2 tRNA genes and 1 rRNA gene are annotated in these 570 nt (G+C 46.8%); all 3 read left to right on the plus strand.

Annotated elements, in window-relative coordinates:
* A 16S ribosomal RNA gene (locus tag MM194_RS21755) occupies positions 1–121 on the plus strand; the annotation flags it as partial.
* A 73-nt stretch (positions 122–194) separates the two neighbouring features.
* Positions 195–271 (plus strand) — tRNA-Ile (locus MM194_RS21760).
* Positions 272–283: 12 nt separating this feature from the next.
* Positions 284–359, plus strand: a tRNA-Ala gene (locus MM194_RS21765).
* The last annotated feature ends 211 nt before the right edge of the window (positions 360–570 follow it).

Below are 570 nucleotides of genomic sequence, written 5' to 3' on the forward strand. Positions count from 1 at the left end.
GGTTGCACCAGAAGTAGATAGCTTAACCTTCGGGAGGGCGTTTACCACGGTGTGATTCATGACTGGGGTGAAGTCGTAACAAGGTAACCCTAGGGGAACCTGGGGTTGGATCACCTCCTTACCTTAAGATGACGTATGTTGTTGAGTGTTCACACAGATTGCCTTGATTCAAGTTTAGAGACAGTACACGAAGTGGGTCTGTAGCTCAGGTGGTTAGAGCGCACCCCTGATAAGGGTGAGGTCGGTGGTTCGAGTCCACTCAGACCCACCACTTCGCGATTATGGGGCTATAGCTCAGCTGGGAGAGCGCCTGCTTTGCACGCAGGAGGTCTGCGGTTCGATCCCGCATAGCTCCACCATAATCGGGTACTGAATTTGCAAGAAGCAAAAGCCATGCATTGAACGCATTGTTCAATCTATGCCTTTGACTTCTTTATGAAGTTTGCTCTTTAACAATCTGGAAAGCTGATTTAAAAAGTAGTTCTCAAACATTTGTTACAAGTGCTTTGGAAACTTCTTGGCGAAAACCAAAATTTATTTTTGGTCCTTGTTGTACAGCAACAAGCCGTG

The organism is Aeromonas sp. MR16, assembly GCF_022549315.1.
GTDB classification, from domain to species: Bacteria; Pseudomonadota; Gammaproteobacteria; order Enterobacterales; family Aeromonadaceae; genus Aeromonas; species Aeromonas aquatica.